The sequence below is a fragment of the Corynebacterium sp. HMSC056E09 genome, from assembly GCF_001813425.1.
In the GTDB taxonomy this organism is placed as follows: domain Bacteria; phylum Actinomycetota; class Actinomycetes; order Mycobacteriales; family Mycobacteriaceae; genus Corynebacterium; species Corynebacterium hesseae.
The window spans coordinates 186,509-213,274 of sequence record NZ_KV812513.1; the positions used below are offsets into that span (position 1 = coordinate 186,509).

Annotated in this window: 23 protein-coding genes and 1 pseudogene; 5 read left to right on the plus strand and 19 right to left on the minus strand. The window is 58.1% G+C overall.

The window, feature by feature from the left end:
* Nucleotides 1-17: 17 nt before the first annotated feature.
* From HMPREF2912_RS10285 to HMPREF2912_RS10320, 7 genes are all read right to left on the minus strand, one after another.
* A complete protein-coding gene (locus HMPREF2912_RS10285; RefSeq protein WP_070684049.1) occupies nt 18-1,796 on the minus strand; it encodes an acetyl/propionyl/methylcrotonyl-CoA carboxylase subunit alpha in 1,779 nt (592 codons plus the stop codon).
* A gap of 24 nt (nt 1,797-1,820) precedes the next feature.
* Nucleotides 1,821-3,368 carry a 5-oxoprolinase subunit B/C family protein gene (locus HMPREF2912_RS10290; RefSeq protein ID WP_070684050.1) on the minus strand — a complete coding sequence of 516 codons (1,548 nt, stop codon included), beginning with the start codon at nt 3,366-3,368 and terminating at the stop codon, nt 1,821-1,823.
* Nucleotides 3,368-4,129 (minus strand): LamB/YcsF family protein, encoded by a 762-nt coding sequence (locus tag HMPREF2912_RS10295; RefSeq protein ID WP_070565109.1) that lies wholly within the window; start codon nt 4,127-4,129, stop codon nt 3,368-3,370. Before HMPREF2912_RS10295 ends, HMPREF2912_RS10290 begins: the two co-directional genes overlap by 1 nt.
* Nucleotides 4,130-4,352: 223 nt before the next feature.
* Complete coding sequence (locus tag HMPREF2912_RS10300) at nt 4,353-4,718, minus strand: hypothetical protein (RefSeq protein WP_070684052.1); 366 nt, start codon at nt 4,716-4,718, stop codon at nt 4,353-4,355.
* Nucleotides 4,719-5,137: 419 nt separating this feature from the next.
* On the minus strand, nt 5,138-5,875 hold the full coding sequence (locus HMPREF2912_RS10305) for a hypothetical protein (protein WP_070684056.1): 738 nt from the start codon (nt 5,873-5,875) through the stop codon (nt 5,138-5,140).
* A gap of 296 nt (nt 5,876-6,171) precedes the next feature.
* Nucleotides 6,172-7,170: a sortase family protein gene (locus tag HMPREF2912_RS13270; protein ID WP_230310844.1), complete on the minus strand. Its 999-nt coding sequence runs from the start codon at nt 7,168-7,170 to the stop codon at nt 6,172-6,174.
* Between the two features lie 156 nt (nt 7,171-7,326).
* Nucleotides 7,327-8,289: a DUF2891 family protein gene (locus HMPREF2912_RS10320; RefSeq protein WP_070684061.1), complete on the minus strand. Its 963-nt coding sequence runs from the start codon at nt 8,287-8,289 to the stop codon at nt 7,327-7,329.
* 412 nt (nt 8,290-8,701) lie between these two features.
* On the opposite strand from HMPREF2912_RS10320, the gene HMPREF2912_RS10325 reads away from it, so the two are divergent.
* Together HMPREF2912_RS10325 and HMPREF2912_RS10330 are read left to right on the plus strand one after the other, a co-directional pair.
* Nucleotides 8,702-9,334, plus strand: a complete 633-nt coding sequence (locus HMPREF2912_RS10325; protein ID WP_256380804.1) for a RelA/SpoT domain-containing protein — start codon at nt 8,702-8,704, stop codon at nt 9,332-9,334.
* Between the two features lies 1 nt (nt 9,335).
* Nucleotides 9,336-9,566, plus strand: coding sequence for a hypothetical protein (locus tag HMPREF2912_RS10330; protein ID WP_070597191.1), 231 nt, complete (start codon nt 9,336-9,338; stop codon nt 9,564-9,566).
* Between the two features lie 34 nt (nt 9,567-9,600).
* Here the strand turns inward: HMPREF2912_RS10330 and HMPREF2912_RS10335 are convergent, their stop codons facing one another.
* From HMPREF2912_RS10335 to HMPREF2912_RS10365, 8 genes and pseudogenes are all read right to left on the minus strand, one after another.
* Entirely contained in the window at nt 9,601-9,948 is a 348-nt protein-coding gene (locus HMPREF2912_RS10335) for a DUF2200 domain-containing protein (protein ID WP_070597192.1), read from the minus strand.
* 55 nt (nt 9,949-10,003) lie between these two features.
* Nucleotides 10,004-11,257 (minus strand): ATP-binding protein, encoded by a 1,254-nt coding sequence (locus HMPREF2912_RS10340; protein WP_070684206.1) that lies wholly within the window; start codon nt 11,255-11,257, stop codon nt 10,004-10,006.
* A gap of 209 nt (nt 11,258-11,466) precedes the next feature.
* Complete coding sequence (locus HMPREF2912_RS10345) at nt 11,467-12,048, minus strand: hypothetical protein (protein WP_070684066.1); 582 nt, start codon at nt 12,046-12,048, stop codon at nt 11,467-11,469.
* A 3-nt stretch (nt 12,049-12,051) separates the two neighbouring features.
* Complete coding sequence (locus HMPREF2912_RS10350; RefSeq protein ID WP_070523482.1) at nt 12,052-12,624, minus strand: hypothetical protein; 573 nt, start codon at nt 12,622-12,624, stop codon at nt 12,052-12,054.
* Nucleotides 12,625-12,654: 30 nt separating this feature from the next.
* Nucleotides 12,655-13,929 (minus strand): hypothetical protein, encoded by a 1,275-nt coding sequence (locus tag HMPREF2912_RS10355; RefSeq protein ID WP_070684068.1) that lies wholly within the window; start codon nt 13,927-13,929, stop codon nt 12,655-12,657.
* 305 nt (nt 13,930-14,234) lie between these two features.
* Nucleotides 14,235-14,339, minus strand: a pseudogene (locus tag HMPREF2912_RS13335) (arginine deiminase family protein); the annotation flags it as partial.
* Between the two features lie 390 nt (nt 14,340-14,729).
* Nucleotides 14,730-15,362: a type 1 glutamine amidotransferase gene (locus tag HMPREF2912_RS10360; protein WP_070564719.1), complete on the minus strand. Its 633-nt coding sequence runs from the start codon at nt 15,360-15,362 to the stop codon at nt 14,730-14,732.
* A gap of 21 nt (nt 15,363-15,383) precedes the next feature.
* Entirely contained in the window at nt 15,384-16,955 is a 1,572-nt protein-coding gene (locus HMPREF2912_RS10365) for an alanine/glycine:cation symporter family protein (protein WP_070564722.1), read from the minus strand.
* An 843-nt stretch (nt 16,956-17,798) separates the two neighbouring features.
* Here HMPREF2912_RS10365 and HMPREF2912_RS10370 point away from each other — a divergent pair.
* Nucleotides 17,799-18,137, plus strand: coding sequence for a hypothetical protein (locus HMPREF2912_RS10370; RefSeq protein WP_141748952.1), 339 nt, complete (start codon nt 17,799-17,801; stop codon nt 18,135-18,137).
* 466 nt (nt 18,138-18,603) lie between these two features.
* Here the strand turns inward: HMPREF2912_RS10370 and HMPREF2912_RS10375 are convergent, their stop codons facing one another.
* Nucleotides 18,604-19,851: an arginine deiminase gene (locus HMPREF2912_RS10375; RefSeq protein ID WP_070597197.1), complete on the minus strand. Its 1,248-nt coding sequence runs from the start codon at nt 19,849-19,851 to the stop codon at nt 18,604-18,606.
* A 409-nt stretch (nt 19,852-20,260) separates the two neighbouring features.
* Nucleotides 20,261-21,454, minus strand: coding sequence for an ATP-binding protein (locus tag HMPREF2912_RS10380; RefSeq protein ID WP_083303836.1), 1,194 nt, complete (start codon nt 21,452-21,454; stop codon nt 20,261-20,263).
* Between the two features lie 319 nt (nt 21,455-21,773).
* On the opposite strand from HMPREF2912_RS10380, the gene HMPREF2912_RS10385 reads away from it, so the two are divergent.
* Nucleotides 21,774-22,235, plus strand: coding sequence for an ASCH domain-containing protein (locus HMPREF2912_RS10385; protein WP_070684070.1), 462 nt, complete (start codon nt 21,774-21,776; stop codon nt 22,233-22,235).
* Between the two features lie 257 nt (nt 22,236-22,492).
* A complete protein-coding gene (locus HMPREF2912_RS10390; RefSeq protein ID WP_070684072.1) occupies nt 22,493-24,076 on the plus strand; it encodes a bifunctional metallophosphatase/5'-nucleotidase in 1,584 nt (527 codons plus the stop codon).
* A gap of 77 nt (nt 24,077-24,153) precedes the next feature.
* Here HMPREF2912_RS10390 and HMPREF2912_RS10395 read toward each other — a convergent pair whose 3' ends face one another.
* Both HMPREF2912_RS10395 and HMPREF2912_RS10400 read right to left on the minus strand, forming a co-directional pair.
* Entirely contained in the window at nt 24,154-24,660 is a 507-nt protein-coding gene (locus tag HMPREF2912_RS10395; RefSeq protein WP_070597203.1) for a GNAT family N-acetyltransferase, read from the minus strand.
* A gap of 120 nt (nt 24,661-24,780) precedes the next feature.
* On the minus strand, nt 24,781-26,643 hold the full coding sequence (locus HMPREF2912_RS10400) for a GmrSD restriction endonuclease domain-containing protein (protein WP_070684073.1): 1,863 nt from the start codon (nt 26,641-26,643) through the stop codon (nt 24,781-24,783).
* Nucleotides 26,644-26,766: the final 123 nt, after the last annotated feature.

Below are 26,766 nucleotides of genomic sequence, written 5' to 3' on the forward strand. Positions count from 1 at the left end.
TTACAGTAGCCCGCTGCTTAGGAAATCGTGGCGATTACCGCGCCCGGTTCCAACCTCGAGCCTTCCTTCGCCACACGGCTCAGCGTACCCGCGGCCGGAGCCTTGACCGCGGATTCCATCTTCATGGCCTCGATAGTGGCGATGGCCTGGCCTTCCTCGACCGTCTCGCCGTCCTCGACGTTCCACGCCACGAGGTTGGCCTCGTAGGGGCTGGTCACCTCGTTGCCGCTGGCGCTGGCACCGGAGGCCGCGCTTGCCGACGCCCCCTTCACCTGCCCCTGCGCCAACATATCGGTGGGGAAGCCCACGCTGACCAGCTTGCCGTCGATCTCCAGCGCCACGCGGGTGCGCTGCGCGTAGATGGCCTCGACGGGGACGGTAGCGCTCGTGGCTTCCGCGGAGGGGCGGTAGTTGTGGTCGAGCCAGTCGGTGTAGATACCGGCTGCGGCGTCGGCGTCGCCGTGATCCACGAGGACCTGGGAGGAGACCATATCGCGGTGGAAGGGCAGCACGGTGCGAACACCTTCGATGTCGAATTCCTGGAGGGCCTGCTGTGCACGCTTCAGGGCGATCTCGCGGGTCGGCCCCCAGACCAGAAGCTTAGCCACGAGCGAGTCATAGTAGGGCGGCACGATGGAGCCGGAGCGCACGCCGGAGTCCACGCGGATTCCCGGACCCGTCGGCGGCTCGAAGCGCACGATGGTGCCCGGGCAGGGGGCGAAGCCGTTGAGAATGTCCTCGGCGTTGATGCGGAACTCGAAGGCGTGGCCGTCGGACCTGGGGTCCGACGCGTCTGAAGCGGATGCTTCAGACGTGGAATCGGACGCGAAGGAGAGGGGTTCGCCGGAGGCAATGCGGAACTGCTCCGCAATGATGTCCACGCCCGTGACCATCTCAGTCACCGGGTGCTCCACCTGCACACGGGTGTTGACCTCGAGGAAGGAAATCGTGCCATCCTCGGAGACAATGTACTCCACCGTGCCGGCACCGGTGTAGCCCACCTTCGCGCAGATGGCGCGGGCACCCTCGTGGATGCCGGTGCGCTGTTCGTCGGAAAGCGCGGGCGCCGGGGCCTCCTCGATGAGTTTTTGGAAGCGGCGCTGCGTGGAGCAATCGCGGGTGCCCAGCACGGCGACGTTGCCGTGCGTATCGGCCAGAATCTGCGCCTCCACGTGGCGCGGGTGGGTCAGGAATTTCTCCACGTAGCACTCCGCGCGCCCGAAAGCTTCCTTGGCTTCGCGGCCGGCGGAGTTGAAGGCGGCCTCGATGTCCTCGAGGTTCTCCACCACCTTGAGGCCGCGTCCGCCGCCGCCATAAGCGGCCTTGATGGCGATGGGCAGGCCGTGTTCCTCGGCGAAGGCGCGGGCCTCCTGCCAGTCATCGATGGGATCGGAGGTACCCGGTGCCAGCGGGGCACCGACTTCCTCGGCCACGCGGCGCGCGGCAATCTTGTCACCGAGCAGCTCGATGGACTCCGGCGACGGGCCAATCCACGTCAGGCCGGCCTCGGCCACGGCGCGGGCAAAGTCGGCGTTCTCCGAGAGGAAGCCGTAACCCGGGTGAATGGCATCGGCACCTGCGCGCACGGCGATATCGAGGAGCGCGGGGACGTTCATATAGGTATCCGCCGCGGAGTTGCCGGGCAGCGCGTAGGCTTCGTCAGCCACCTGAGTGTGCAGGGCGCCGGCATCGGCTTCGGAGTAAATGGCGATGGAGCGGATGCCCATGTCGCGCGCGGTGCGGGCGATACGGACGGCGATCTCGCCGCGGTTAGCAATAAGGACTGCAGAAATCATGGGTGGGTGTTCCTTTACTAGTGTTTAAGCGAGTTCAAAGCGGACCGTCGCCCCCGGCGGGAGCTGCGCGGCAATATCAATATCTTCTTCGAGGACCGTGGCGATGACCGGGTAGCCGCCGGTCACGGCGTGATCGCGGAGGAAAATGACCGGCTCGCCACTCGGCGGAACCTGGACGGAGCCGGCGACCATGCCCTCCGAGGGCAGTTCGCCCTCGCGGGCACGGCTTAGTTCCACGGAGCCCTCCGGACCCAGCAGGCGCACGCCCACGCGGTTGGACTGCGCGGTCACGGTCCACTCGGTGGCCAGGAAGGCCTCCAGGCTCTCGGGCGTGAACCAGTCATCGCGCGGGCCGAGCACGCAGCGCAGCACGCCCTCGGTCTGGCCATTCGCGCCTTCACGAACGCGCATCGGGTTGCTCAGCTGGGCATCGGTCATCGCGGTGGAGCGGGGGAGGACGCCGATGACGTCGCCCAGCCGCACCGGCTGCGGCCCCAACCCAGAGAGCACGTCCGTCGAGGCAGAGCCCAGCTCCGCATCCGCCACGATGCCGCCGCGGATGGCGATGTAGTTGCGCAGGCCCACCGTCGCGGGATCCACGGTCACCGTCGAACCAGCGGTGACGAGCACCGGGCGCGCGAGGTGCACCGGCATATCGTCCAGCAGGACGCGGGATTGGGCGCCGGTGACGCACATGACGGCGTCGGTCAGCGCGCGCAGGCGGATGCCGCCGATGTTCTCCAGCACGGTGGCCCCGCGGGGGTTGCCCACCGCGACGTTGGCCGTGGCAGCCGCCGCCAGGTCCGCCGCACCCGAGGGCGTGACACCCAAGTTGCCGCGGCCGGGGCGCCCCTGGTCTTGGAAGAGTGTGAGCAGCCCGGCATCGAGGACCTCCATGCGCGGCAGGCGCGCCGGGGTGCGGCGGCCAAAAGGCGTGGTCGACACAACATCCGGCAGCGAGCTCACCGCGCGGTAGCGCACGCGGTCACCGGGCTGCACCAGCGCTGGTGGGTGGGCATCGGATTCCCACATCGGGGTCGAGGTGGTACCCAGCAGCTGCCAGCCGCCGGGGGAGACGCGCGGGTAGACCGCGGAAAAACCGCCGGCAATACCGACGGCACCCGCCGGCACCGCGGTGCGCGGGGTGGCGCGGCGCTCGATGTTGAAGTTCTGCGCCGGGTCCGCCGGGGTGCAATAGGTAAAGCCGGGCGCGAAGCCGCCGAAAGCAGCGAGCCACTCGGTGGACGTGTGCCAGTCAATGAGGCCTTCGCGCGACATGCCCATCAACTCGGCGGCCTCATCGAGGTCCTCGCCGTCATAGAGAACGTCGATCTCCACAAAGCGCGGATCCTCGCCCGCCTGCGCGGTGGGGTGGAAGTCCTGCAGCTTCTCGGCGGCAGCGGCGGCGGAATTCGGCGTGGCAAAGGTCAGCAACAAGGTCGTGGCGGCAGCAATGGCATCGACTTGGTCCTTGAGCGGATTGGCGTCGAGGGCCGCGTGCCACGCCATGACCTGGGACAAGTCCTCCAGCTCCACGAGCAGCGCGCGCGTTCCCACGGGGTGAATATGCATTAGATAGCGCTCCGAATCTCGATTCCGCGCTCCTGCAGCTCGGCGACCACACCGCGCAGCAGTTGCACCGCGCCGGGCGAATCACCGTGCGTGCACACCGACTGGGCATCCACGTTGAGCACGGAGCCATCGATGGCCGTGATGGATCCGGTTTCGGCGACCTCGAGCACGCGCTTGACGACGTCCCCCTCATCACCCATCACCGCATTCGCCTCTCGCCGCGAGACGAGCGTGCCATCGGGGTTGTAGTTGCGGTCGGCGAAGGCCTCGCGGATGACGGTGAGCCCCTTCTTCTCCGCGATGTCGACAGCAACGCCGCCTGGCAGCAGCATGACGGGTAGATCGCCGAAGGCTTTGATGCCGTCGATGACGGCGTGGGCCTGGGCCTCGTGGTGGACGATGGTGTTGTACATCGCGCCGTGCGGCTTGACATAGGCCACGCGGGTTCCGTTGGCCTGGGCCAGGGCTTGGAGGGCACCGATTTGGTAAGTGACTTCGTCGGCAAGCTCGGCAGGTGCGTAATCGATGAAGCGGCGCCCGAAGGCTGCCGGGTCGTTATAGCCCACGTGTGCGCCGACGGTGACGCCTGCTTCTGCGGCCGCCTTGAGGGTGCCCGCGATGGAGTGCGGGTCGCCGGCGTGGAAGCCGGTGGCGACGTTGGCGGAGGAGACGAGCTGGAGCATCGCGGCGTCATCGGCAACGGGGTTGCCGGCGGTGGTTTCGCCGAGGTCAGCGTTGAGGTCTATGTGCAGCGCGCTCATAACAGGAGGACACCTCTTCTGTAGTTCCCAAATTGTTGAACAATCTATGGGTGCCTAGTGTAGCCCGCATCACGTAGGTTTGTGAAGTGTGTCCCGTATCTGTGGATGAGCGGGACGTGAAAACACCCCCATCACGACGGTGATGGGGGTGCGGCTGCCTCGCGCTGGTGGGCCGGCGCTGCTAAGAGCTTCGCGTTTGAAGCTCGATGGTGCAGGATTCAGATTAGAACGGGAGGTTGACTCCCAGTGCCTGTGCTGCGGCCGGCGCAGCTGCGGCCAGTGCGCCTACGACGCCGAGGACGATGATGGCGATTCCCAGCCCAGAAGGCTTGCCGTCCTCGGAGGAGAGCTTGCCCTTGATGTCGTTGGAAGAGCTCTGATCCTCGCTGCTCTGGTCGCCCTTGCCTTCGTCGCTGCTGCCGGCGTCGCCACCCTGGTTGCTGCTGCCGTTATCGCCTTCGGTGCCGGTGCTGGAGGTGGCGTTGGTGCTCTGGCCGGTGGTGTCTTCAGCGTTGGCGGCGGTGACGCCTGCGAGTGCGAGGGCGCCGGTCAGGGCTGCGGCGGTGAGGTTGCGGGAAATGCGCTTCATGTTTCTTACTCCTGGGGTTAGATTGGGAAAGTTTGGTCAACGCCGTATCAGACGATGTTGTCACCGTTAACTGATGTCGACTTCCCACATACTAACCAAGAAAAAGTGAGGTAGGTCAAACTATTTCCAATTTTTAAGCTACTCCACGCAAATTTTCATGAACGCGTCAGGGTGCGCTGGCGCGTCGGATGGCGCCGAGCCTTGTGGTGGTGGGATGAAACTTCCTGCGTGGTTCGGGTTTTGGGGCTTGCTTGCGTGCTAGTTCATCTATTGAATCTTTTAACTTCCTCCAAGGGGTGCGGCCAGAAAAGTGGTGGCCCAACGGGCGCATAAAACCGCAAAAGCCGCGTCTCTCCACCCCCGGTAGGGAGAGGGGGAGACGCGGATGGGCTGCCTGTTGGCCCTAGGCCTTAAACCTCTTAGATGAAGAGCTTGCGGCGAGCAACGACAGCGCCAGCGGCGATCATCGCTGCGATTGCCAGTGCGGCGAGGCCGCGAGCAACGGTGTTGGAACCGGTCTCAGCGGAGATACCGCGGGACTGTGCTGGGGTCTGTGCGGCGGTGCCTTCAGCAACCTTGCCGCCCTGGGCGATGACCTCGTCCTTGTTCTCCTGCAGCATCTTCTCGGAAGCGGCCTTCTCCTCAGCGGAAGGAGCGTCCTTCTGAGCTGCCTCTTCGGACTTCACGTAGGTCTTGCCGTCCTTGGCCAGGTACCAGGTCACGCCACCGATGATGAGGGCGGCCGGCAGAGCCAGCCAAGCCAGCTGCTTCTTGTCGAACTCGGTGCTGGTCGGCTCAGCCTCGGACTCGCCGTTGATCGGGTAGTCAACGGAAGACGGAGCGGTAGCCTCGCCGGTGGCTGCCATGTCCATGTCCGGGGCCATCACGCTGGTGGTGGTCGGCGCGTCGGCATCCTGCTGAGCCTGCTGCTGCTCCCAAGCCCACTGTGCCTGCTCTGCGGTCAGTTTGGTGGTTCCGTCCAGCTCGCCGTTCTCGTTGCGGTGCTGGTAGCTACCGTCGGCCTGCTTCTGGTAGGTGACGCCATCGACCGTGAGTTCAGCCGGAGCCGGAATCTGGGCGGAGGCAACGGCGGTGCCGCCCAGTGCGAGGGAGCCAGCCAGAACGGCTGCGGTCAGGGTGCGGTTGATGCGCTTCATAAGCTTCTCCTTGCGGGGTTTGTGAGGTATGTGAGAGGGATTCAACCCGACGTGAACCACAATAGCCACAACTTTCACATTAATCACAAGGGTTTCGAAATTTCGCTCCGTAACATGGCGGATGCTTTTCGTGCCAAACGGGTGGCATGTTCGGTGGGTTGAGGTCCTCACGGGCGGCGCTACAAGGCGTGTTAACCTGCAAGGATAAGAACGGTGTTGTCTGTTGAGCTGCGAAAATGTTCGATAACTGCGCGTAGTGGCGGAAATCCCCCTGAACGGGGGATGCTGCATGGGGCTTAGCTCTGTTCTGCGGCAGGATCAGGAGCCTCGGTTACGCCCTCAAACTGCCATCCCACCACGGCATTGCGCACCGCGGCAGCCAAAGGGTTGGCCGGCTGGATGCAGCTGATGGTGAGGAGACGACCGGGTTGGGCATCGGTGCCCCAGATGCTCTCGTCCTGCTCAAGGCCGTCCTTCGACGGATCGTGCAGATCTGTTGCGGTGTATACCAGCCATTGCTCGCCGGAGTTCTGCGTGCGCAGGTACAACTTGTCGCCTACAGAGGCTTTGTGCTCGTCGGCGCTACCGTCATAGAGGTTATTGAACACCGCTGGTACTCCCGCACCGGTATGTCCGGCGACCACCACGACGTCCTGCGCATCCGTACCAGGGAGCGAATAGGGTTTATCCTCCGCGGTGTAGGTGCAAGCCTTACTCATCGAGTCGGGGTTGATCTTGTTGTCTTTGATCCGACAGGAGCCTTCTTCAAACTCTGCGCGCACATCAATTGTCGGGATGTACATCTCCACCGCTGGGGAGGGCTCGATGACGGCGGCGGGTTCCGCAACCACATCGGTTGGTTGCGGCGCGGGCGCGTCTGGCTCCTTATTGATCTGAAGTGCGGCGACGATGCCGACGAGAACCATCGCCAAAATAAGGAGAACTCCCAACCCGCGACGGCTGATGGGTGTTCGCGGGCGCGATGCTTGGCGCCGTGGTGCAGTCTTTGTTGTTTGCTTCGGTGTCGTTCGGGTCGGCGCTTGTTGGGATGGCGTTTGTTGGGCAGGCGCCGACGTTGAAGCGGATCGACGGGAAGGGGAAGTTGTCGACGGGGACGAAGCTAGGCGATCGTGGCTGGGGCGGCGTCGCGGGCGGTAGGAAGGGCGCTCAGGGGCAGTGCTCTCGCGGTCGTGAGTAGAGCCCTTCTGGCGGGCACGCTCGGCGCGCAGATCAATACGGATTCCTTCTTCTGGCAGGCGGTAGTTGTCGCGCTGTGCCGAGTAGCGAGAATCCATAGTGAGCTCCTGAAGAGAACGATAATTAGAAAGTTACAGTACTACTCGCTAAGTAACTATTCCGTATGCGCTCACTATGGCTGCAGGGGCAGTCTTGGCTTGCCGGCCTGAACTCTCGGCCTGGATGGCTGGTGATGAGGGAAGCCTTATTTGTGGCTAATGTCTTGCATCAACGGCGAACTGAAAGCGCAGCGCGTAGGTGATGAGCCAGTGGGTGGACATGAAGTGGCCGTCGACAAGCTGCGGTTGCGCACTGGCTGCTAGTGCTTGGGCGCGTGGTAGGACGGAGGCATCGAAATGCTCGGCGAGTTCAACGAGCATCCATGCTCTGGTCAGCGCCAGGCCGTAGAGGTGGGCCAGGCGGCCGTCGGTTGGATCGAGCACCTCTGGGATTTGTGTGAGAGATTCCAGCGTTTCGGTGCGGTGGGGAAGAAAGCCGTCGAACCAGTGTGGGAAGTCTGGCAGCACGCGCGACATGAGCAGAGCTTCTGATAATCCGTTGGAGAGGAAATCGTGCCCGGACAGCTCCCACTCGAGCGGGTAGTCGCGGTCTTCGCCGAAAAGGCGGACAGCAGCCTCGCGCACCGAGCTCGCCAGTGAGTCCAGCCCGAGTTTCTCCGCGGCCTCGAGGATGAGGAAAAGGTTGAAAGCTGTATTGGAATGCATGCCGTGTCGCACAGGTTGGTTGAGTGATCTAAGCCAGTCGTGGCAGTGCTGTGTGGTTAGCTCTACGAGCTTGTCCATCGCTTCGCCAGGTCGAACGGAGGCGAGCTGCAGCAGCCAGGCGCGCCCATAGGGCATTTCATATCCGGGGTGGGCGAGTAGGTAGTTGTATTCCGTGGTGAGGGCTTCTGTGCTGAGGCGATCGTCGAGAAGCGCGGCAAGTTCTTTCGGAGACTCGGGCCCGAGAATCTTGTTTAGTAGCGCGCCTGAGTACTGCATGTGGACGCTGGAGTGCCAGTCGAAACAACCGTAAAAACTGGGGTGTAGCTCGCGCGGGCGCACGTCGCAGTCTTCTGTGGAAGCGCTCGTGTGGTGCATCGCGGCGGGGAATTCGCGCTCGAGTGCGGCCACAATTGCTTCCGCCCAGGCGCTGGCACAAGTTTCTAGCGTGGTCATGCGTCAAGTATGGCAAAGCTGAAGGTGGGATGTGCGTTTCAGCGCAAACGTCGAACATATATCCGAAAATGTGGTGTTGGTGTCCGGTCGCCCTCGTAGTCTTTAGGGCAGGCATCCAAGGGGTGGGGGATGTGTGGGTGTCTGAAAATGCTGGCAATGCTCTTCGTCTTTGGGGGTTGCCACTATCGAAGAAGGGGGAACTGTGCAGTTCTTGGAAAACAGGCCGACGACGTTTAGTAAGAGACAAGTACATCGAATAGGTAGTGCGTTGCGCACTGGGCAAGAGATCGATGAAGAGCTATATCGGCGCATACTCATACATCAGTCTGCTCTTTGTGACCATCTTGAGTCCTTGGCAGCGTCGACACTGAATGAACTGAGCGTGCCGCTGGAGCGCTCGACAGATTCCGTTGTGGAACCGGACTCGAAACGATTCCTTATAGGTTCGCGGGTCAAGACTCGGCAGGTGCTCGTTGAGAAACTGCGGAGAATGCCGAGCTTCCCGCTAGAGAGCATCCAAGATCTTTCAGGAGTGCGAATGGACTTTGATGTGACGCTCTCTGAACAATCAAGGCTGGCGGAGCTACTCGCCCAGGACTTCGAAGAAAGGGGAGCCGACCGCGTCAAAATTCAGGACATGAGAGAAAAGCCGCACTCTGGGTATAGGGCGATCCATTTACATATTTACTCTCCGGCAGGCCGGGCTGAGTTTCAGCTTCGGACGGCGCTCCAGTCACGATGGGCCAACCTTTATGAACTTGCTGGTGACTTGTACGGTCGCGGCATCCGATACCTTGAGCTCGGAGAGCACGTACCGTTGCAATTTGAGACCCAGGTTCGCTCGTTGCATGAGCTTTCAGAAGTGGTGCATAGAGTAGAAAAATACTTCGATGTGCTCTCTTCTCCGTTTGCCGAGCGCCCAGTGGAAACGGTGGAGTTGCGTGAAGCCCGGCCATTGCGGCAAAGGACTTCTAGGATGTTGGATAGGCTAATTAGTGAGCTCGACCGGAGACGGACAGAAAACGAGTCGGAAGGGAGTAAATAGTATGCCGGCTTTTCTTATTAAGTATCACCGTCCGACGGGTGCACTGAATGTCACGGAGTTTGAATCCCTAACTGCGGCAACTCTTGCCCGTCACGACCTCGATCAAATCAACGATGACCCAGACGTTGAGCTCGTTGCCATTGGCGCTGAAAGCCTAGAGTCCGTTCGACACACGCACGCGCGCTACTTCTTCCGTGAGAAGACCGCGCCGCCGTATCCCTTTGTGGCTTAAAGCTTGAAGCTTTGAATAGCGTAGTTAGCGAAGGCTAGCCGCGAAGGATTTTCTCCATGGCTTTTCCTTTGGCTAGCTCGTCAACGAGCTTGTCCATGTACCGAATATTTTGCATCAGCGGGTCCTCGATGTCCTGGACACGGTGCCCGCAGATGCTGCCGGTGATGAGGGAGCGGGATGGGTTCAGGTGCGGGGCCTGCTCGAAGAAGTCCTCGAGGGTGACCTTTTGCTTCCGGACCCGTTCCAGCTCCTCAACCGAGTAGCCGGTAAGCCAAGTGATGACTTCGTGAAGCTCGCTGACAGTCCTGCCTTTGCGCTCTACCTTCTTAACGTAGTGCGGATAAATATCGGCGAAGGGAACGGAAAAGATGCGGTGAGACATGGGCGCAGTATATCGGTGGGCCTCATGGCGCGCGGCGGCCGTTCGTTGTCGCGGTTTAGCCGTGCCAGAGCGTCGAGATTGGCATTGCCCAGAGGTTTTCACCCATCGGCAAGACGTCCTTGCCTGTGTACAAGACAATTCCTGCGCGGAAAGAATCACCAGCTACCTGCTGAAGATAGCGCAGGCCAGCAAAGTCCTTCGGCTGGATCGACATTGCGGCTTTGACCTCCACGCCAACAACGTCCCGGGATCGTGATTCCAGCACAAGGTCAACCTCTTTGCCAGTAGAAGTCCGAAAGTGGAAGAGGCGATAATCAACTGATGACCATGCTTTCTGCTTCAGAAGCTCGTTGGCAACAAAGGCTTCGCAGATGCCGCCGCTAAGCGTGCTGGAAATGTTCATCTCCAATGCCTCTGGCTCGAGGCCTGCCAGACTTGTGGCCAGTGCGGTATCCGAGAGGAAGACCTTAGGCTTAGAGATAGCTCGCTTCTCAAGATTTGTTCCCCATGATGGTAATTGGTTAATCAAGAAGACATCATTCAGAGCAGCTACATAGGTAGGGACTGAGCGTTCGGGAATGTCGAGTGCACGCCCAATGTGCGCCGCTACAAGTTCCGCGGTGCCTTGTGCAGCAAACTTGGCGAGAAGATTGTGTAAGCGGTCAGGGAATTGAATGCCGTAGAGCTCGGCAGCGTCTTTTGACAAGACTCGCTCAATATAAGCATCGAACCACCGGTGTTGCCGTCGCCGACTAGAATCCCTAAGTCCTGGAAAACTCGGCGTGCAGAAGAGCTGGAAGTAGTCAGCCCGGGAAAGGGCGGATGCGGGTTGTACGCTTGCATCTTTTAATGACCACATTCGGCCTGCAAAGTCTTCGTGGATACCTAAACGTTCGCCCACGCTGAGGCCGTGAAGGCGAATAGTTTCTGCGCGGCCAGCGAGAGATTCTTCAGCTCCTGTGAGACTGAGGAGGTTGGATGATCCGGTAAGGATAAAACGACCCGGCCGTCGATCTTCTTCGAGTGCGCCTTTAATCGCGCGAAACAGCTCTGGTGCGCGCTGAATTTCATCTATGGCTAGTGTCCCTTCGGGGAGCTGTCTGACAAAGCCGTCTGGATCTGCTTTCGCAGATACCAGCGAAGCGCTCTCATCAAGGTTAATGAATCTATGTTCCCTACCTTCGAGTAATTGATGGACAAGGGTACTCTTTCCTACTTGGCGCGCGCCGGAAATAGTCAGCACAGGTGTATCCGACAGAACTTCTTCCGCCAGATCTTGTGCGTTTCTATGCAGAAAAGAATCAGTCATGGCAGTCAATCTACCTGCGATGTTGCGGTTCTGCAAGGTGTTCATTGCGGTTCTGCAATGCTCTCGTTGCGGTTCTGCAAGGTTCTCATTGCTGTTCTGCAATGCTCGCGCTGCCGTTTGATCGCGCTGTGGAACGCCAAAAAGAGGGCACCCGCAGCCGTCGTGAAACGGCTTGGGGTGCCCTCTTCTGTGGGGCCTGGGGAGGTGAGCTAGTCCCAGACGGGGGCGTCGCCAAGCTGCAGCTCAGAGTAGCGCGCCTCCGGAACGGTGGCGGAGTAGGGCTTGCCCACAGCCTCCCATTCCTGGTCGGTGTTGCAACGCACGTCCTGGCCGTCGGTGTCGAGCATGGTAAAGCCCCACACCAGCTTGCCCTGGGAGTTCGCCGGCAGCGTGTACGGGCCAACCTCCTGGTTCAGCTTCCAGTGCTGCTCGTGCACGTAGTTGAAACCGTAGGTCTGGGTCAGGACCTTGGCCAGCTCGCCCTCGCCCTTGATGGAACCGGAGACCTCGATGGTCTGCGTGCGGGCCTGGGTCACGGTGTGGCTGACCGGCACGGGCTCATCATTGCGGTTGGCCACACTGGCGGCATCGGTCTGCTTGAACCACCGGCGGGTGGCGGTGACGTAGGTGCCGTTCTCACCGGGCGTCGAGCAGTGCGTGCCCGGCTTGAAATCATCATTCCAGCGCTGCGGCAGCTCGAAGTCCCCGCCGAAGTCAGCGGCGTGGGCCACAGGAGCGGCCGCCAATAGGCTGAGCGCGGCGAAGGCGCTCGCGATGGACTTCTTCAGCACGTCTTAGCCCCAATCGTTGTTGTCGCGGGTGGAGACCTCCACGTGGCGCTCCTTCGGCAGGGTAGCGGTGAAGGTGCCACCGTTGGCCTGCCAGGTGTTATCGGAACCGCAGATGGTCTTCTGACCCTCGAAGTCGGAGACAACCCAGCCGGCGCGCATGACGGCGGTCTTGCCCGGGGCGATGTTGTACGGGCCGACCTGCTCGCCCACCTCGTAGGACTGGGAGTCGGTGTAGCTGGAGGAGAAGGTGAAATTGATCAGATCCAGAAGCTTGAAGTCAACGCCGGCGGAAACGTTCCAGGTCTTGGTCTTGGTTTCCTTGATGGAGCGGGTGACCGGCAGCGGCTCGTCGTTGTAGTTGGACACGGTCCAGGAGCCGGCGGAGCCGTCGAAGTAGGTGCGCTTGATCTTCACGGTCTGGCCGGTGTCACCCGGGTTGGTGCAGTGCTCACCGATGGTGGTCGGGTTGGCCGGGCCCAGGTCACGTGCCGGGAGGGCGTTAGCGGCCGGGGTAGCGATCAGGCCGCAAGCGATGGCCACGGCGGCGGTGGTGGAAGCAATCTTGGTCTTGAACATGGTGATTTCTCCTTGGGAAGTAAAGGGGGATTAGTAGATGGTCTGGGTCGGGACTGGGAGTTCGCGGTACTCGTCCGGGGTGACGTCCTCGGTGCGAGTGGAGCCGTCCTTGCCCGTGATGGTGGCCTCCGCCCAGAAACCGCTGGGAGCGGTGGTCTGCTTGTAGTTGGAGGTCAGGCTGTACTTTCCGTCCTTACCGCAGTGGATTTCGCGGTAGTTGATGCGGGTCATGATGGTGCCGTACTCCACGCGGACGCGCTCACCGGGGGCCAGGTCGATGTGCTGCAGCTCGGTTCCCACCGGCATGTAGGCGCGCTTGACCGCGCCAACGGATTCCAGCCAGCCCTTCGGGATATCGCCGCGGTTGCCCTGCCAGTTGGTGTACGGTGCGTGCTCGGCGCCGACGACGAAATCGGTGACCGGCGCGTACTCGTAGTCGCCCTTGGACCAGTTGAGGAAGTCCGTGGAGTAACCCGGCTTGCGGAAGGTCGGCTTTACTGCAGTGATATCCAGCGGGTACCAGGAGCTATCGCGGCCCTCGCAGGTCTCGCCCTCTTTGGGCCAAGATGGGTCGCGCTGCAGGTCCTCGGAAGGCTGCATGATTTCATCCTTCTTCGGGTCCGCAATCTTCTCCAGGCTGGGGCCGGACACGGAGGTGTAGTTGCCCTCGATGGGCTTGGAGTTCGCGCCCGGGGAGCGGGAAGGAATCTCCATGGCCAGGTCCGAAATCGAACCATCCGCCTTGATGATGTAGGCAAAGGCATAGCGCTCAGCCGGGCCCTTGCCGCGGATGACGTTGGCGCCGGGCATGTTTTCCAGGCGGTCATCGTTGCAGCCGACGAACATGGAGATGAAGTCCTTTTCCACCACGCCGTATTCCACGCGGAAGGATTCGCCCGGCTTCAGGGTGACGGGGCCGAAGGTTTCCTTCTCCTGCCAGCCGTTGCTCAGCTTCAGTCCGATGTCGGACTTGGCGGTGGTGTCCCAGCCGGAAGGCATAGCGGCCTTGGAGTTGGCCTCAATCTTGTGGTTGGTGCCCGTTTCCACGGAGGCGGTGTACGGCACCTCCTGGTTCGTGGTGTTCTTAAACTGCAGGGTGCCGTCGCTCAAGTAGCGGCGGCCGGTCTCTGCGAAGTGCCACTCGGGCGTGGCGTTGTCTTCACCTGCTGCGCTGCAGCTCTTGTAGAGGTTGGTGATGGGGTAGGCCTGTGGCATGGGCGGAATGTTGGCCGCCTGTGCCGAGGGGGTAACTAATGCCGCGGTTGCCACCAGTGGTGCAAGCGCGCGCAGTCCCTTAGAGAGCACCTGTGTACCGTCCTTATATTTTATTAAGCGAAAAGTGAGAGATTTGTAGAATCCGCACTTATTTTAGAAGGCATGCAGGGGGTAGACAATGGATATAGAAAACGGCTTACGACGCTTGAAGAAAGTTAGTGGCGTTAAGTATTTGCTGGCCAGCCCATTGATCTTTCGTACACAAACTTCTGTATAACCCCGTGTGGGTGGGTCAGTGCAGACCCGGTCTCTTGACTTTATGGGATACGCGCACTGGTGGTTGGAAGAAGGGAATGCGCGGCGCGACACCGTAGGAACACTGCCCAGGGAACCTTCTAATAATCCACCGCATCACGCACAATAAGGCAGGTCATGCAGTGCCCACCGCCGCGCCCGCGGCCCAACTCCGCGGAGCCGATCTCGACTACCTCGATGTCGGCAGTCCACCGCTGTTAGGGACTAATTCGGGCTAACGGATGCTTGAGTGGGTGGAACCGATTTCGCACCAGTGAGAGAGAATGAGACTGCAGTGCTAAATCCGGAAAAGAAACGTGTGCATGGTTGATTACAGTTTTGAGGGTGCCCTACCCCGGATTATTTTCAGGCAGGGACGAAAACAAACCATTCCGGAGCTAGTGACTAGTCTCACTGCCACAAGGCAGAAGGAACGCAGATAAACAAAGCCTGACCCAGCATGGGTCAAGGCTTACGAGTCCTGGGTTCCCTCAAGCGGAACTGCTAACAACGTAGTAAGGCAAACAACTTCAAGACTTCGAAATGGACTCGCCTTCACTTTGAGATGTCGCTCAACCCAACCGGAAATACGGGCCTTACAGGTCTCTAAAGTTTTTAGCAATGCTTTGCCCAACTGCGACAATGCGATCGTCTACAGCGGACATCTTGGTGAGCATTTCCTCTTCGCTTTGGTCGGAAAGCGTAGCCCAGTAGGCCATAGTTTTCGGCGACGCCTCAGGATGGAATTGAACTCCAACCGCGGAACCGATCCGAAATGCTTGAATTGCGTTTTCACTGGATGCCAGCAGCACTGCACCTTCGGGGATCTTGGTGACAGAGTCGTAGTGCGATTCTGCTGCCAAAAACTCACCTTTGATTTCCGAAAACATCGGGTCAGAGAGGCCTTCTTCGGTTAGTTTAATTTTGAATGGTCCGTCCTCTACACCCGAGTTTAAACTGACGTCCCCGCCAAACGCTGTCGCAAGGATTTGATGTCCTAGGCAAATCCCCAGAACCGGAACCCCTTGGGATACGGCTTCAATCAATAGCTGGCGCAGATCTTCCAACCAATCACCATCAATGGCATTCATCCTTCCACCAAGCACGATGATTCGATCACCGCAGTCCTCAAGCGAAGGTGTTGGAGGGACAATTTCGTACTCATCGTCTAGCCAATTTTCAAACCTATCCAAACCTACGATGGGGTCTGGTTGAATGACAGTAATCATAATTCTCCCTTTCTGTTCTACTTACGTTGTAACTGTTATTCCTGGATCGTCTTCCTGCGAGTTTTGTCTTACAACAGATTCTGAGTGAATGCGCTCCGCCGAACCAAGATTTTGGCTTCGCTCCTCCCAAAAGTCAGCATTTTTGATACCGACACGTTTAGGATCAAATTCTGGGTCCACTCCACGCTTTTTCTGTTCCACATAGTCTTTCAAACAGGTGATCGCCGGTGCTTGAAGAGCAAGAATGACGAGAATGTTCATCCAAGCCGTAGCGCCCATGCCAATGTCTCCAAGTGCCCAAGCGACTGTCGGAGTAGAAACTGCCCCTACGAAGACAGATGTCAGCAATAGAATCCTTAATGTCCATATGAGTCCCCGTCGGGCCTTCAGACTGCTTACCCATCGATTGAAATAGCTAAGGTTCACTTCTGCCGAGTAATAGGAACCAAGAACGGTAGTAAAGGCAAAGAACCCAATCGCAATCGCCACAAAGGACGATCCAAAACCATGCAGGACGGTATCAAGCCCGTTCTGAATGAAACCTGGACCAACTGCTACATCCTCAGGAAGATTTCCGCGGTAGCGGACGGGACTCTCTTCTGAGGGTTGTTCGAAAACTTTAAACATCCCTGTCGAAATGATGATGAATGCCGTCGCGGAGCAAACAAACAATGTATCGACGTAGACCGCGAAAGACTGCACAAATCCCTGCTTTGCAGGATGTGAAACTTCTGCTGCAGCTGCTGACTGAGGAGTAGTTCCCTGCCCAGCTTCGTTGGAGTAGGCACCTCGTTTGACGCCCCACATAATCGCGGAGCCCAAGAGCCCAGCGAACAATTGCTCCTGCCCAAAAGCAGATCTAAAAATTAGCCCAAAGACCTCTGGAATTTGTTCGAAGTTAACGCACAGGATGACTATTGCGAAAACGATATACAACCCTGCCATCGGTGGAACGACAAGAGAAGCGAAGTTCGCAATCCTCTTAATTCCACCAATGATGATGATTGCAATCGCAGTGGTGAGAACCACTGCTGAGACCGTAATATTAATCCCCCAAGCGTTATCTAGTGCTGCAGCTACACTATTCGACTGAATCCCCGGCAAGAAGAATCCCGTAGAAAGAGTGACTACCAGCGCAAAGATGGCCGCTAGAGCCTTCATGAAGGGTGCAATCTTCGTCCCGCGATACGCTTTTTCAATATAGTAAGCCGGACCACCACGATACTCACCAGTATCGCGGTCCTTCTCCTTATAGATTTGCCCTAATGTGCATTCAATGAAGGATGAAGCGGCACCCATGATTGCAACGGCCCACATCCAAAAAACTGCCCCCGGACCACCAAAAGCGATTGCTGTCGCTACGCCAGCCATGTTTCCAATGCCAACACTGCCGGCTAGGGACACCATGAGCGATTCAAGTGACGAGATTCCGGAAGATGACTTCTCTGAGCTCCGAATCTGCCTTAGCATGTCGGGAATGCATCGAATCTGTACCCCCTTCGTCGCAATCGTAAAATACAAACCTGCACCAAGCAGTAATACAACTAGTGCCGGTGACCAAAGCACTCCACTTATTGCACCTAGAACTTCCATTACGGAGAAGGCCCTTTCTGTAATTCTCATCCCAACAAATCGGTTAGTAGGATTATGGTCACGTCATAGTGTGAATGTGCGGTAAGTTACGTTAAAGTTGCGGAGTGTTAAAGATGTAGATTGTCGATTTTGCGAGAAAATAGTGGTTACAGGAGAGTTTTAGCCACTTTTCCATTTTTGCTAACTTTTTGAAAATCAACCGATGAGTCGTAGAAGCACCCCCATACAGGGGTTAGTTTTTCTTACTTACTGAAGATTCGGGCACTCCCTGATTTGAAGAGTCGATCTTCTTTCCTCCGTCTACTTCTAGCTTCTGCAATCAAGCAGTTTCAACGCAGCCCCTCAACACTGACAAGGGGCGCGTAGCGGGTGCGTGAGCCCGCTACGTGTGGGAGTGCTTGATTGTGTACTGGAGTGCCTCGTCAGGCTTAGCAGGAGCAAGTTCCTTGAGCAGATATCGCTGTGGAAGGGCTCTTGCGGTTGCGTCGAGGAGGGGAGTATAACCTGCGTGAATTTCATCCCGTGGCATTGTGCATGGTTATGACAGTGACTGGACTCTCCGATGAAATGGCGCTGACCGCTACGCCGTGTTTGTCTAGCTGCAGAGCAATCCCCTCCTTGCACTGGTTGGCGCGGGTCAACATATCTATGGGAACGACCTGCTCTGACACGCGGAGTGGTAGCCGGTGAGCTTATCCACCCTCTTTTCGGAGTTCGACCACCAAGTGAATTCTGAGATGGCTTTGGCATAGCCCAGGCTCTGGACTGTAGTGCGGTACTTAACGGGCTGCTTTGAGGAACTCGTCCGCGGGATTCGATTCCGAAGTTTTGTAGTACCGGACGTTGACTGAAATTCCGCTGGTGAGAGTCTCTAGTGATAAAGATTTCATTTGGATTGCGCTTCGCCAATACGCGGAGGAATTTCCAGTGGCCGGCGTGGAAAACCTGAGCTTCGTCGACGAGCGCGTGAACAAATGCACCCTCCGTGCCGGTGCGATGCTCTACAATGTGTATCGCAACTGCTGCCACAGTAGGATAGGGCAGTTTCAAAGGAGAAGCGCACTTGGCGGAGAAGAACTTCATTACTTCCTGTACGGCCTTGCGCTCAGCGCGGGTCAGGGGCGTACCGCGTCCGGTCCGTCGGGTAAGGAGGCAGGACTTTTGGTTTTATCTCGAGCGTAAGGACCATCGCCGCGTGCTTCGGCGAGAGGAACGTGGTATGTGCCTTCACCGATGGCAGTGCGTTTTCTTTCAGAACTGAATCTTCCTCCCATAGACGCATTTTTCAAGGCCACCGAGACCGCTAGGCAGGACATCCGCGTCCATCCCCAGCGCGCTCTTCAATAACGCAGCCTGCTCGGTGATTATGCATCTTGAACACGCTGAAAATCAGCGCATCGATGTCACAGTCCACAGTCTCGACGCACTGTGGCCTGCGGATTCTGGGAGGGGGAATGAAAGTTATTCATCTGACCCTTGAGCGTGGCGGCTAGCTTTCGAGTATATGTAGTGAGGGAAGCAGGCCCCTTCGGGTTTTAGCAGGTGCTTCGCGCGATGTAGAACCAGTACTGCTGGAGCGTTCCCGTATAGAATATGCGTACAACTGGGGTCTCGAATAAGGCCGTGATAGTTCCTTTGGGCGTCCGGATTAATAATCCACCGCATCACGCACAATAGGGCAGGTCATGCAGTGCCCGCCCCCGCGCCCGCGGCCCAACTCCGCCGAGCCAATCTCTACAACCTCAATCCCGGCGGCGCGCAGCTTCTTATTGGTGTGCTTGTTGCGGTCATAAGCCACCACCACGCCCGGTTCAATGGCCACGACGTTATTGGCGTCATCCCACTGCTCGCGGGCAGCGGCATAGGTGTCCCCACCGGTTTCCACCACCTGCAGACTCCCGACGCCAAGCGCCTTGGCGACGACCTCGAGGAAAGACTGGGTGGGCAGTTCGACGTCGAAAGGCGCCGTGCTCGTCGAAGGGTGCAAGACGATGGGTCGGATGGTGTTCACGACCTTGGGGTAGGCGGTGACCTTATCTGCATCCAGGAAGGTGAGCACGGTGTCGAGGTGCATCGAGGCGCGGTCGGCGGCCATGGCGGCGATGATGATCTTCTCGGCCGCGCCTTCCTGGAATAGGCGCATGGCCAGCTGGCTTACTCCCTGCCAGGTGGTGCGCTCACCCATGCCGACGAGGACGATGCCCTTTCCGATCGGCATGATGTCCCCGCCCTCCAAGGAAGCCAGGCCTGGCTCCTCATCGGTATTTCCGTACCAGAACTGAAAATCCGCCTGCGCAAACCGTGGGTGGTAGTTATAAATCGCTCTGGTCAGCAGCGTTTCCTGGTGGCGCGCCGGCATGCGCATGGGGTTGAGCGAGACCCCGCCATAAATCCACGCCGAGTTATCCCGCGAGTACTGGGTGTTGGGCAGCGGGCGCAGCGCAAACGCGGAAGGCCCGTAGACCTCTCGCATGGCGTCGATAGTTCCGTGGCCTAAGCCCTTCGGAATTTCGGCGAAGGGTAGCCCGCCGATGAGGAGCTCCGCCAGGCGTTTATTAGACATGTCCTCGAACCAGTGGCGCAGCTCGCCGCCGATGCCGACACCAACGTTCTTATCCAGCAGCTTAAAATCCAGGATGAAATCACGCCCGCCCGGGGTGGCCAGGGTTTCCTCCAGGAGTGTGTGCATCTCCAGCACCTCGACGCCGTAGCTGCGCAGCTTGGCGACGAACTCCGCGTGATGCTTCTTGGCTTCGTCGACCCAGAGGACGTCGTCGAAAAGCAGCTCCCCACAATTGCTGGGGGTCAGCCGCTCGTGCGCGAGCCCCGGCGCGCACACCATGACCTGGTGGAGCTTGCCAACCTCGGACCAAACGCCCAGCGGGGGAGTTGTCATGTGCGTGAACCTTTCTCGGCGCGGGTGTGCTGTGCCATCCAGTTGCGTGGTGAGCAGCGGCACCCGGGGTGGTGATATGTGAACTAGACGACAATTCTAAGAAAAGTTCGAGCTTTTTCAAGCTACCGGAAGCCGAAGAAACCCCATGTAGGTGCAGGTTTTGCGACTGGACGCATACTATTATCCGCGTTTATTCACACGGCTCCGGCGCGCACATAGTGAGGTTCCACGCCGCGCTTGTCGACGCCTCTTCCTCCGCCACTGCGACAACACCTACGCTGGCAGGTGCTGCATTTCCCGGCGAGCCGGATGAATAACTTTGAGAGGAATGGAAACTCTGCGCGAATAGTAGAGATGTAAACGCGCGGGGGTAGGTGTGGCGTGCAGTCCGAGGGCGAGGGAGGCCTCGCTACTGGGCGTCGAAGTCCTCGGCTATGAGACTTGCCGCGTGCTCGCGGAGGTAGTCGCGTAAGTACGGCAAGGCGAAATCGACTTCGCCGTGGCCCGTGGTGGTGATCATTTCGGCGTCGAGAAGCCGGCGGCGATAGTTGCCTACATAAGAATCAGTCTTATTGAAGCGTGCCTTGATATCCGCCATCTTGGAAGGGCCATCGCTTTGGGCCATGTAAACCAAAAAGCTTCGGTCGACGGGGGAGAGGTCCGACAGCGCTGGCTCATGAACAAGCTGGCCGAGCTTGCGCTGTGCTGTTGCGACTCCGCGCCGGGCAGCGTCGATAGAAATCTCGGTACCTCCGTCAGCGGTACGCGCCTTTTCCCGAAAGGAGCACTGGCCAACGAGTTGGATCATGAATGGATATCCATGGCACGCCTCAACCGCGGTTTCCAAAGCGTCCTGTGACCATGAGGTGGCGGCGCTGTGAAGGGGTTCCTCCAGTGCTTCACGTACATCCGAATCGGAGACCCTGCCCAGCTCAATGCGGTTAGCACGTCGAAGAAAGGTAACTGGATTGGTGTCGCCACGACTGTTCAGCTTCCCGGAAAGCAGAGGTCTAATTGAGGACGGGATGCCTGCCATGACAACGGAAATGTCCTCACCCTCGCGAACTAAATGTTGAATCGTAGCGCCGAACTCTATGAGCTCCTGGCTGCGTTGATGGTGCATTTCATCCAGTGTTACAAGAACCCCACCGGGCTCCTGGCGGGATTTCCGGTCGAGCTCACGTTTATAGGCCAGTAAATCCTTGAGTGCATTGCGGAGCGAGTACGTGGACTCTGCGATAGCTCGGGTATCCCAATTGAGCCCGCCTCCAATGCCGAGGATAGAGACGTTGAGGCCTTTGAGCTGTTTCCTCTCCTTAGCCAGAAGCTGAATAATGCTGCTACGCAGTCGCTCAACAAAACCGGTCGTTGCAGTGTCACTGAGCGTGAGCCAGCCACGCTCGAGCGCTTCGTCTTCGAAGGCATTAAGAAGGACTGTCTTGCCGATGCCGCGTGGTCCGATGATGAGTGAGATCCTCTCATGGGCACCAGGGCCTTCATCGAGTGCAAAACCGAAATCACGAATGGCATCGCTGCGGCCAACCAACAGCGGGGGAGTGGCGCCGAGAGTAGCCGTAAAAGGGTTGGTGTGTTTCGGATTCATGTCCCTCACTCTAGACCACAGAGCTTTTGAAGTCTTGTGAAGTTTATGAATTTTGTGAATTCTTTGAAGTTTATGAAGAGCTTTGAAGTTTGAAGAAGGGCCTGCGTCGCTATTAATAGGAGGCAGTGGCGCGGCATGGAGCGATTGGGAAAGAAGTTGGTTTACAAGTTCTTTGTAAGGAGCATCTTTGGCGCAAGGGATGCGCCCGGACATCGTCGTGGATGAAGCGAGTTTGGGGGAGCGAGCATCGGGCCGGTCGGAACAGAAAGCGAGCGCGTACTCACTCAGCAACTTTTAACTGGCCACGTACTGTAAACGTATGACTCAGGACGCTTTGAAACCTATAGCGGAACTGCCCCGCGGAGAGTTCGCCTTCCCTGGCCCGCTTCGCGACGCCCTCGTCACCGCCATTCTGAACGGCACGAAAACCACTACGACGTCCTTGTTGGCCGAGCATCCGCGCGACCACGACCCGCGCGAGGACGTGGGTACCCTTGAGGCCGTCCTCGACTCACACGACAACGTGGTGTGCGTCATCCGTACCGCCGCGGTTCAGGTCCGCCGGCTCGCCGACGTCAGCGACGAGCACGCCGTCGCCGAGGGCGAAGGCTACGCCGATGCCAGCGAATGGCGCGCAGGGCATGAGCAGTTCTGGCGCTCGCCCGAGTTCGTTGATTACATCGGAGAGATAGGCATTAACGACGACACCCAGGTGGTGTGCCAGCGTTTTGCTGTTGATGGGCGGTATCCGGTTAAGGCGTTGGAACCGTGGGATTCCTGAAGGGGCATGCCTGCGGGCTAGGCGTATTCGTAGCTTGGGCCCAGCGGTAAACATGTGGACGATGAATGTTCATCTAAACTTTGCTTCAAGGTTGGGACCCCTCCAACAGCGTTAGGCAAGATTCCTCTATGCGCAATCGTCACACTATTCTTGCTTGGACTGCTCTTCTTTCTCTTAACGCATGTAACGCTGTCGCTGCTGAATCGGACCCAGGTCAGGCGGCAGTAGCGACCGGAGACGTTGTCTACTTCCAGGACATGAAGGAATTTGAGCCCCGAGCCTGGGATGACGGTAGCCACCAAGGTGGCATCGCCTACTTAGCAACTGCCCTCGAGAAAACCCGCCAAGAAGAAGGTGACCCTATTGTCGCCTTTGGTGGAGAACTTGCTGCCGGCAGCCTGTTTGGCTCAGTCTTTCGCGGTGAGCCATTTGTAGAGGCTTTTAACGAACTCGGTGTGGACGTTGGCAATTTTGGCAACCACGACTTTGATTACGGCGTGGACCATACTCGTAGCCTTATCGAAAAAGCCGAGTTTCCGTGGATTTCCAGCAACCTGACTACCCAGAATGGCGAGCCGATCAGTGATGACGGGACCACGTTCACCGCTAAGTCTGGCGACCTCACCGTCGGGTTTGTTTCTCTTACTGCCGACCTTGATCGAACGGTAGCCGCCAAGGATGTGGTAGTGGGGGACTTCATTGATTCCGCACGCGCCGGGGTTAACAAGCTCCAAGAAGAAGGCGTCGATGCAATCGTTTTGCTGAGCCAGATTTCAAAAGAAGACACCACTCGGGTAATGGAAGAGAATCCCGAGCTTGCAGCAGCGTTGCGTGAAGAAAACGAGGCGCAATCACCGGAAGAAGTAACCTACACCGCAGATGGTCGGCCGATCGTCGCACCGCGCGCTGATTATGGAACGTTGGTTCACCTCGACATCACCGTTGACCGGTCCACACAGGAGAACACAGTGAAAGTGGTGAACCATCCGGTCAATCCATCGCTTAACGCTAACGAAGAGTGGAAGACACGCAGCGAGAAACTCTACGGTGAATTAGACCGCCAACTGGGCGAGCAACTTGGTACTGCGACGCAGACTTTATCAAAAGCAGAACTAGGTCCGTTGGTAGCGGATGCATACCGCGAACATTTCGATACCCAGCTTGGATGGCAAAACGGTGGCGGCCAGCGTGCTGCCATGAAAGAAGGGACATTAACCCGTCGCGATGCGCAATCGGTGCTTCCTTTTGGAAACTCACCAATCGCGATTCAAGCGACAGGCGCAGAGATTAAAGATGCGCTGGAAAAAGGTATTGAATCCAACCCAGACGGTGGAAACGGCTTCCCACGAACTGCCGGATTCACGTTTGATTTCGACGCATCTGCGCCATTTGGCGAGCGTGTCACGGCGATAAAGCTCGATGATGGCACGTCAATGGGCATGAATGCCACCTATTCACTAGCCGTTAGCAACTACGTGGTAAATGGTGGCGACAAGATCGATTCATTCAGCGATGCGCGTGTTACTTCTACAGGCACGGCAATCGACGTCGATGTCTTCTCCGAGTTCATCAAGCGGCATGGTGAGCTCTTACCTTTGAAGACTCCCGATAAGTCAAACGGTCCAGCAAACGGTGGGAAGGCAGAAGAATCATCGATTGGATCTTCGCGAGGAGCAGCCGTTGCTATCGGGGTGATTGCCGCACTGGCGGGTGCTTTCGTCGCGTTTACTCCCAAGCCCGTACTGGAGGGGATTGTTCGCTACCTGAAGACCTTCTTGCCGGGCTCGTGGCAACTAAATCTTCCTTCGGATCGCTTCCCCTTGCAGGGACTGCATCAATAACCAGGGCATTTCAGTTCTACGGAGTCATTCCCACGTTTCAAAAGAGTGGCTGAGCTGCGAGTGTCGAGATATTTTTATCAGCCCAGTCGGTAGACCTCATAGTCATCCTGCACTCCTGCGCCGGGGACGTGCTGAAGTCCGAGCTTCAAGGCTAGGGCAATCGACGCTTCATTAGTGGGGTCGATTATCGCAACGACTGGGAGCTGCGGGAAACGCTCACGCGCGCTGGCAATTGCAGCGGCTGCGGCCTCCTTGGCGTAGCCTTTGCCCTGCGATTCAGGCGCGAAGCGGTAGTAGAGGTTGAGCACTTCTTCACCGGCTTCTTCGCTATGGCGCACGCCAGTAAATCCTATGGTAGTGCCATCGAGCGTGGATACCACGTAGTATCCCAGATGATTCTCGTGCCAGTTGGCCTGCCACGCGCGTGCCAGGTCCGTGGCTTCCTCCCTGGTCTTCATGACCAGTTCAGGGCGGTGCTCGTAAGTGCGGGCGTCCGAGTGGATGGCAAAGATGGCGTCAACGTCGGCATCTGTCGGTGCCGAAAGATTGAGTCGGGAAGTGCGAAGAGTATGAATATCATTCATTGTGAGTCCTGAGGTTGAGAGCGGCGTTCGGCCAGGTTGCCTAATCTGCACACACGTAGTGCCGTCACTCTTGGTCGAAAGTTGCCCGGCTGCGCCGGTCAGAGAGGAAACAACTTTGCCTTAGGCCTCCGATAGGGGGTCGACTCCCGTTTGGACAGGCTCCTCAAGCGCTTCTTCCTCGAAGAATGACGAGTCTTCCACAGCGTTACCTTCGCTGACATCGCGCTGAACCGTCTTCTTCAGAGCGCCCTCAATGAGTGCGCAGAGTGATTCCCTTCGACGCTCGAAGAAAGCATCAAAGTTATCGCTGCGCAGTGCTTCGGGCGAAATGAGGTGTCCGCGGAGAACGTCGTCTACGCCGTTGGCATCAAAGCCTGATTCGCTCTCAACTTTGGTCAAGTATGCCGACGGTGCGACGCCACCGATGACACGGTTCGTACGTGCGCTCAGCGTCGTTTTGTTGACGATAGACTCGCGGCGTTCATCATCAATTCCGTTCTTTTTGCACCAGTCCTTAGGGAAAATATGGTGGATGTCTACGGCCATGTCCCTGTACTGGAAAGCGCCGAATTGCTTCCCTTCGACCCAGTCCGTAGAGCCCTGTGCCATGATCAGTGCAGCAATGCCCTTGTATGCCGCGGCATTGCGGGTGCGCAAGGAATGAAGGCGGGATTCCGCAAAGGTAGCGTCCTGCACGGTGCGTGGGGCGGTAGTCTCTTCACCCATCGCCCAAGCAGGCACCCCTTCAAGGTCACGCACGAAGCGCGTCTCAATGGCAGAGCCATAAAGCTCGCCCAAGACTCCACTCCAGAACCACTGCGTAATCTTCTCTTTGACGTGGTGCTTGTCTGCTTCCTTGCCAAGAACAACGGCGATGGCAGCTAGCGGAACTAATTGCTTCGGGTAGGGGACATCCCTGAATCGGTAAATATGCAGATCCGCTAGGAAGCCTGCTACCCAGATGAATCCTTGACGTAGGGCGTCGCGCCAGGTGAGGTAGTCGTTCAACTCAAGCCTTAAAACGTCTTCCCTCTTGGCAGACAGACCGACTTTGCGGCCTCCCGAAGAATGCTTGCTTCGCTCAAGAGTCGTCAGCATCGTGATTGCTTGGAGGAAGTCAGTGTTCTCCACCTTGTGGAGGACATCATGTTCTTTCCACAGTTCCTTAGTCTCCACCCAGTCGTCGTTGAGGCGGAAATCGTGCTGGTACCTGTCGTAGTACTCGGCATCGCCTGCAAACACTGCTGTGAGGAGCTCAAAAACGTTGAGTGGGAGTCCACCAACATTGACCTTTTCGAAGACGGTGGCCACCGCTGCCTTGTCCGTCTGCTTGTCTAGCTCAATTGCAGGAATCTTGTATTCGTTGACCTGACGGATGATCCCATCGCTGAATGCGGTCATGAGTTCGGTATCACCCAGCTTGCCAAACCATTCGAAGAGCCCCATTTGATCGAGAAGCAACGAAACAGGGATGTATCCCGCTTCGTGTTGCTTTTCCATACTGCTGAGATCGAGAACGATATCGCGGTTGAAGTTGGTTCGAATTACCCCATCAGCCGGTACCGAGATCACTGCTTCATCCAGCTCGAAGGGATCCTCAATAGACTTCTGGATATTGATGAAGTACCTGCGGTCGAGGCGCTTGCCGCGTGAGTCTTTGGTGTGAACAACACCATCACCCTTGAGGGCTTGGGTAAGCGATGTCAGTCGTTGCTGGCCGTCGAGAAGCAAGAACTTGGGCTCGGAAGTAGCAGTCGCCTCGGTGCTTTCGATGGGCCGTGGCTTGAACCTGACAGAAGAATTGCCGGTTTCCAGCAACATGATGATGCCCAACGGATGCCCACGGAAGATGGTTATGAGGAGCTGGCGGACGCGCTCGTCCTCCCACTTGTACTTTCGCTGAAAATCGGGGAGCTGAATCTCTCCGTTCTCGGTATTGCGCATCAGCGCCGATAGTTGGTGCATGTTGGTGTTGAAACCCACCGGAGCCTCCTCTGTAGCGAATAGTCTTCTCCAGCATGCCTTAAAAGGGGCAAAGGGGAGGAGAACTCTGGAGATTTATTTCAGCAAAAGGCTGCGTTTGGTGTTGAGCTTAGCCAGGTGAAA

Coding starts and splice junctions, on each gene's coding strand:
- HMPREF2912_RS10285 (WP_070684049.1), bottom strand. CDS start 1,796: ATGATTTCTGCAGTCCTTATTGCTAACCGCGGCGAGATCGCCGTCCGT.
- HMPREF2912_RS10290 (WP_070684050.1), bottom strand. CDS start 3,368: ATGCATATTCACCCCGTGGGAACGCGCGCGCTGCTCGTGGAGCTGGAG.
- HMPREF2912_RS10295 (WP_070565109.1), bottom strand. CDS start 4,129: ATGAGCGCGCTGCACATAGACCTCAACGCTGACCTCGGCGAAACCACC.
- HMPREF2912_RS10300 (WP_070684052.1), bottom strand. CDS start 4,718: ATGAAGCGCATTTCCCGCAACCTCACCGCCGCAGCCCTGACCGGCGCC.
- HMPREF2912_RS10305 (WP_070684056.1), bottom strand. CDS start 5,875: ATGAAGCGCATCAACCGCACCCTGACCGCAGCCGTTCTGGCTGGCTCC.
- HMPREF2912_RS13270 (WP_230310844.1), bottom strand. CDS start 7,170: ATGGATTCTCGCTACTCGGCACAGCGCGACAACTACCGCCTGCCAGAA.
- HMPREF2912_RS10320 (WP_070684061.1), bottom strand. CDS start 8,289: ATGACCACGCTAGAAACTTGTGCCAGCGCCTGGGCGGAAGCAATTGTG.
- HMPREF2912_RS10330 (WP_070597191.1), top strand. CDS start 9,336: ATGCCGGCTTTTCTTATTAAGTATCACCGTCCGACGGGTGCACTGAAT.
- HMPREF2912_RS10335 (WP_070597192.1), bottom strand. CDS start 9,948: ATGTCTCACCGCATCTTTTCCGTTCCCTTCGCCGATATTTATCCGCAC.
- HMPREF2912_RS10340 (WP_070684206.1), bottom strand. CDS start 11,257: ATGACTGATTCTTTTCTGCATAGAAACGCACAAGATCTGGCGGAAGAA.
- HMPREF2912_RS10350 (WP_070523482.1), bottom strand. CDS start 12,624: ATGTTCAAGACCAAGATTGCTTCCACCACCGCCGCCGTGGCCATCGCT.
- HMPREF2912_RS10360 (WP_070564719.1), bottom strand. CDS start 15,362: ATGATTACTGTCATTCAACCAGACCCCATCGTAGGTTTGGATAGGTTT.
- HMPREF2912_RS10365 (WP_070564722.1), bottom strand. CDS start 16,955: ATGGAAGTTCTAGGTGCAATAAGTGGAGTGCTTTGGTCACCGGCACTA.
- HMPREF2912_RS10375 (WP_070597197.1), bottom strand. CDS start 19,851: ATGACAACTCCCCCGCTGGGCGTTTGGTCCGAGGTTGGCAAGCTCCAC.
- HMPREF2912_RS10380 (WP_083303836.1), bottom strand. CDS start 21,454: ATGAATCCGAAACACACCAACCCTTTTACGGCTACTCTCGGCGCCACT.
- HMPREF2912_RS10385 (WP_070684070.1), top strand. CDS start 21,774: ATGACTCAGGACGCTTTGAAACCTATAGCGGAACTGCCCCGCGGAGAG.
- HMPREF2912_RS10390 (WP_070684072.1), top strand. CDS start 22,493: ATGAAGGAATTTGAGCCCCGAGCCTGGGATGACGGTAGCCACCAAGGT.
- HMPREF2912_RS10395 (WP_070597203.1), bottom strand. CDS start 24,660: ATGAATGATATTCATACTCTTCGCACTTCCCGACTCAATCTTTCGGCA.